Origin of the sequence: Piscinibacter sp. (assembly GCF_050175855.1) — a bacterium.
Classification (GTDB): Bacteria; Pseudomonadota; Gammaproteobacteria; order Burkholderiales; family Burkholderiaceae_C; genus Piscinibacter.
This window is the reverse complement of the sequence record NZ_JBFXIO010000387.1, coordinates 1-4,764: the sequence shown is the minus strand read 5'-3', so window position 1 is coordinate 4,764 and position 4,764 is coordinate 1. Positions and strand designations below refer to the sequence as shown.

Below are 4,764 nucleotides of genomic sequence, written 5' to 3'. Positions count from 1 at the left end.
GGCGGCTCGGTGGTGCTGGCGGCGATCATGCTGAAGCTCGGCGCCTACGGCTTCCTGCGCTTCTCGATGCCGATCGCACCGGATGCCAGCCGCGAGTGGGCCTGGTTCATCATCGCCCTGAGCCTGATCGCGGTGATCTACATCGGCCTGGTGGCGCTGGTGCAGCAGGACATGAAGAAGCTGGTGGCCTACTCGTCCATCGCGCACATGGGCTTCTGCACGCTGGGCTTCTTCATCTTCAGCGAGCTGGGCGTGTCCGGCGGCATCGTGCAGATGGTCTCGCACGGCTTCGTTTCCGGTGCGATGTTCCTGTGCATCGGCGTGCTCTACGACCGGGTGCATTCGCGCGAGATTTCTTCCTATGGCGGCGTGGTCAACACCATGCCGAAGTTCGCCGCCTTCGCCGTCTTCTTTGCCATGGCCAACAGCGGCCTGCCCGGCACCAGCGGCTTCATCGGCGAGTGGATGGTCATCCTCGGCACGGTCAAGGCCGGCTTCTGGCTCGCCTTCCTGGCCGCCACGGCGCTGATCTTCGGTGCCGCCTACAACCTGTGGATGGTCAAGCGCGTGTACTTCGGGCCGGTCGCGAACGACGACGTGAAGGCGCTGACCGACCTGAACAGCCGCGAGTTCCTGATGATGGCCATCCTCGCGATCGCCGTGCTGTGGATGGGTCTGTACCCGAAGCCCTTCACCGACGTGATGCACGTCTCGGTGACCGAGCTGCTCAAGCACGTGGCGCAATCCAAGCTGGTCCCCTGAGCCGGACGAGAATCAAATGAACGAGATGAACTGGCTCGCCATCGCCCCCGAGGTCGTGCTGCTGGTCATGGCCCTGGTGGTCGCCATGGTCGACCTGTGGGTCACGCACCCGCGTCGCACGCCGACCTACCTGCTGGCCCAGGCCTCGCTGGCCGCGGTGGCCGTGCTGCACCTGCTGCGCTTCGACGCCGGCGACACGGTCTATGCCGTCCAGCGTATGGTGGTTGCCGACCCGATGGGCCACCTGCTGGCCTTCTTCGCCACCGTGGCCACGATGGTGTCGCTGGCCTATGCGCGCCCCTACGCGGCCGACCGTGACATGCTCAAGGGCGAGTTGATCTCGCTGGCGATGTTCGCGCTGCTGGGCATCTGCGTGATGATGTCGGCGAACAACTTCCTGGTCGTCTACCTCGGCCTGGAACTGATGTCGCTGAGCCTGTATGCGCTGGTGGCGCTGCGCCGCGACCACGCCCCGTCCACGGAAGCGGCGATGAAGTACTTCGTGCTCGGCGCGCTGGCCAGCGGCTTCCTGCTGTACGGCCTGTCGATGATGTACGGCGCCACCGGCTCGCTGGAGATCGGCGAGGTCTTCAAGGCCATCGCCAGCGGGCAGATCAACCAGGCCGTGCTGGTGCTGGGCATCGTCTTCGTGGTCGCCGGCCTGGCCTTCAAGCTGGGTGCCGTGCCGTTCCACATGTGGATCCCCGACGTGTACCAGGGCGCGCCCACGGCCGTCACGCTGCTGATCGCCGGGGCGCCCAAGCTGGCGGCCTTCGCGATCACCATCCGCTTGCTGGTCGAGGGCATGTCGGGCATCGCGCAGGACTGGCAGCAGATGCTGATCGTGCTGTCGGTGGCCTCGATGGCGCTGGGCAACGTGGCGGCCATCGCGCAGAGCAACCTCAAGCGCATGCTGGCCTACTCGACCATCGGCCAGATCGGCTTCATGCTGCTCGGCCTGACGCCCACCGTGGTGTCGGTCAACACGCTGTCGGCGGCCAACGGCTACAGCTCGTCGATGTTCTACGTGCTCACCTACGTGTTCACCACGCTGGGCACCTTCGGCGTGGTGATGCTGCTGGCGCGCGCCGGGCACGAGGCCGAGCAGGTCGACGACTTCAAGGGCCTGGCGCGGCGCAGCCCCTGGTACGCCGCGGTGATGGCGATCTTCATGTTCTCGCTGGCCGGCATTCCGCCGACGGTGGGCTTCTACGCCAAGCTGGCGGTGCTGCAGGCGATCGTCTCGACCAACGTGGCGCTGTACATCTGGCTGGCGGTGATCGCCGTGCTGCTGTCGCTGGTGGCGGCGTTCTACTACCTGCGCATCGTCAAGGTGATGTACTTCGACGAGCCGGCCGACGCCCACCCGATCGCCAGCACGGGCGAGGTGCGCACCATCCTGTCGCTCAACGGTGCGGCGATCCTGGTGTTCGGCATCCTGCCCGGTGGCCTGATGGCGCTGTGCGCGCAGGCCATCGTCAAGGCGCTGGGTTCCTGAGCCTGCGGGCGTGAGCCGGCCTCCCGACCACGCCGACGACGCGCACCTGCGCGAGGAAACCGTCTCCCGCGAGACGGTCTTCGAGGGCCGGCTGCTGCAGGTGCGGCGCGACCGCATCCGCCTGCCCGACGGCGGCGAGGCCACCCGCGAATTCATCGTCCACCCGGGCGCGGTGATGGTCGTGCCCCTGGTGGACGACGGCCGCCTCGTGATGGAGCGGCAGTGGCGCTACCCGCTCGAGTGCGTGATGCTGGAGTTCCCGGCCGGCAAGCTGGAGCCTGGCGAACCGACTCTGCAGTGCGCGCAGCGCGAGCTGCTGGAGGAGACGGGCTACCGGGCCTCCGAATGGGCGCTGGCCGGTGTGCTCCACAATGCCATTGCCTACTCCAGCGAGCGCATCGAGATCTGGTTCGCACGGGGCCTGACGGCCGGCCAGCGCCGGCTCGACGAGGGCGAGTTCCTCGACCTGGAGCTTGTCGAGGAGGCCGAACTCGACCGCCTGTGCGCCACGGGCGCGGTGACCGATGCGAAGACGCTGATCGGCCTGCAGTGGTTGCAGAATTGGCGCGCCGGCCGATGGCCCATCCCGGGCTTCACGCCCCGATAAGCGGCTGCGGCCCATAATCGGGCGCATGAAGGTGCTGAACCTGCGCTGCGCCCATGACCATCGCTTCGAAGGCTGGTTCGGCTCCGACGAGGACTTCGAATCGCAGTCGGCCCGTGGTCTCGTAGGGTGCCCGGCCTGCGGCGATGCCAGCATTTCCAAGCTGCCCAGCGCCCCGAGGTTGAACGTCTCCGGCTTGAAGGAAGACGCTCCCGCCGCCGACCGCGTCGCCACCTTGCAGGCAGCCGCGATGCAGGCGGTGCAGCAGCTGGTGGCCCGGACGGAAGACGTCGGCGAGCGCTTCCCCGAGGAAGCGCGCCGCATCCACTACGGCGAAGCCGAGGCCCGCGGCATCCGCGGCCGGGCCAGCGCCGAAGACGCGCAGGCGCTGCGGGACGAAGGCATCGAGGTGGTCTCTCTTCCCGTTCCCGACGCGCTCAAGGGCCCTTTGCAGTAGCCCCCTCAGATCACGCGGCCCGGATTCATCCGGCCGTGCGGATCCAGCGCCTGCTTGATGGCGCGCATCAGCTTCATTGCCACCGGCGACTTGCGCTGCGCCAGCTCCTCGCGCTTGAGCGCGCCGATGCCGTGTTCGGCCGAGATCGAACCGCCGTGGGCCATCACGGCGTCGTAGACGATGCGGTTCACCTCGGCCTCGCGCTCGGCGAGAAAACGATCGGCCGGCTCGCCCTCCGGCGCTTGCACGTTGTAGTGCAGGTTGCCGTCGCCGAGGTGGCCGAAGTCGACCAGCCGCACGCCGGGCACGGCGCGCTCCAGCGCCTCGTCGGTGGCGCGCACGAAGGCGGGAATGCGCGAGATCGGCACCGAGATGTCGTGCTTGATGTTCAGCCCCTCGAGGCTCTGCGCCAGCGGGATCGATTCGCGCAGGTGCCACATCGTCTTCGACTGTTCCAGGCTGGCCGCCACCGCGGCGTCGACGATCAGCCCGCGCTCGAAGGCCAGCGCGAGCAGGTCCTCGAAACGCTGCGCGGCGTCTTCGGGGCGATCGCTGGCGCTCTGCTCCAGCAGCACCGTCCAGTTGGCGGCTGGCAAGGGCTGCTGCAGCTGCGGGAAGTGCCGCCGCACCAGGTCCATCGAGAAGCGGTTCATCACCTCGAAGCCGGTCAGCGATGCGCCGAGCCGGGACTGTGCCAGCCCGAGGAACTCCACCGCCGCGTCCAGCCAGTCGAGCGTGGCCAGCGCCGTGCTCACCGTGCCCGGCTGCGGATAGAGCTTCAGCGTGGCAGCGGTGATGATGCCCAGCGTGCCTTCGCTGCCGATGAACAGGTCGCGCAGGTCGTAGCCGGTGTTGTCCTTGCGCAGGCCCGACAGGCCGTTCCACAGCTCGCCGTCGGCGGTGACCACCTCGAGGCCCAGGCAGAGCTCGCGCGCGTTGCCGTAGCGCACCACCTGCGTGCCACCTGCGTTCGTGGCCAGGTTGCCGCCGATCGTGCAGCTGCCCTCGGCCGCCAGGCTGAGCGGGAACAGCAGGCCCTGCGCCGCCGCGGCCTCCTGCACCGCCTGCAGCAGGCAGCCGGCCTCGACGGTCATCGTCAGGTTGGCGGCGTCGAGCTCGCGCACGCGATTCAGGCGCCCGAGATGCAACACCACCTGCGTGCCGGAGACGTCGGGCACCGAGGCCCCCACCAGGCCGGTGTTGCCGCCCTGTGGCACGAGGCTCACGCCGTGGGCCGCACAGGCGCGCACCACGGCGACCACTTCCTCGGCGGAGCCGGGGCGCACGATCGCGCGAGCGCGACCATGCCAGCGCTTGCGCCAGTCGACCTCGTAGGCCGGCAGGTCGCCGCCCTTGAGCACGTGCGCCGTGCCGACGATGCCGCGCAGCGTGGCTTCCAGCGTCATGCCGCGCATGCCGCACCGGCGCGAAGCCGCCAGCGCA

The 4,764-nt window shown here is 68.7% G+C and carries 5 protein-coding genes; 4 read left to right on the top strand and 1 reads right to left on the bottom strand.

Features of this window, described 5'->3' with window-relative positions; translation table 11 throughout:
- The 4 genes from AB7U92_RS22090 to AB7U92_RS22075 form a co-directional block, all read left to right on the top strand.
- A partial coding sequence (locus AB7U92_RS22090; RefSeq protein WP_428582145.1) for an NADH-quinone oxidoreductase subunit M occupies positions 1-762 on the top strand: 762 nt, incomplete at its 5' end.
- A gap of 16 nt (positions 763-778) precedes the next feature.
- Positions 779-2,260, top strand: a complete 1,482-nt coding sequence (gene nuoN / locus AB7U92_RS22085; protein WP_428582143.1) for an NADH-quinone oxidoreductase subunit NuoN — start codon at positions 779-781, stop codon at positions 2,258-2,260.
- Between the two features lie 10 nt (positions 2,261-2,270).
- Positions 2,271-2,867, top strand: coding sequence for an NUDIX domain-containing protein (locus AB7U92_RS22080; RefSeq protein WP_428582141.1), 597 nt, complete (start codon positions 2,271-2,273; stop codon positions 2,865-2,867).
- 25 nt (positions 2,868-2,892) lie between these two features.
- Positions 2,893-3,321, top strand: coding sequence for a DUF1178 family protein (locus AB7U92_RS22075; protein WP_428582139.1), 429 nt, complete (start codon positions 2,893-2,895; stop codon positions 3,319-3,321).
- Between the two features lie 5 nt (positions 3,322-3,326).
- Here the strand turns inward: AB7U92_RS22075 and AB7U92_RS22070 are convergent, their stop codons facing one another.
- Positions 3,327-4,736 carry an FAD-binding oxidoreductase gene (locus AB7U92_RS22070; protein ID WP_428582147.1) on the bottom strand — a complete coding sequence of 470 codons (1,410 nt, stop codon included), beginning with the start codon at positions 4,734-4,736 and terminating at the stop codon, positions 3,327-3,329.
- Positions 4,737-4,764: the final 28 nt, after the last annotated feature.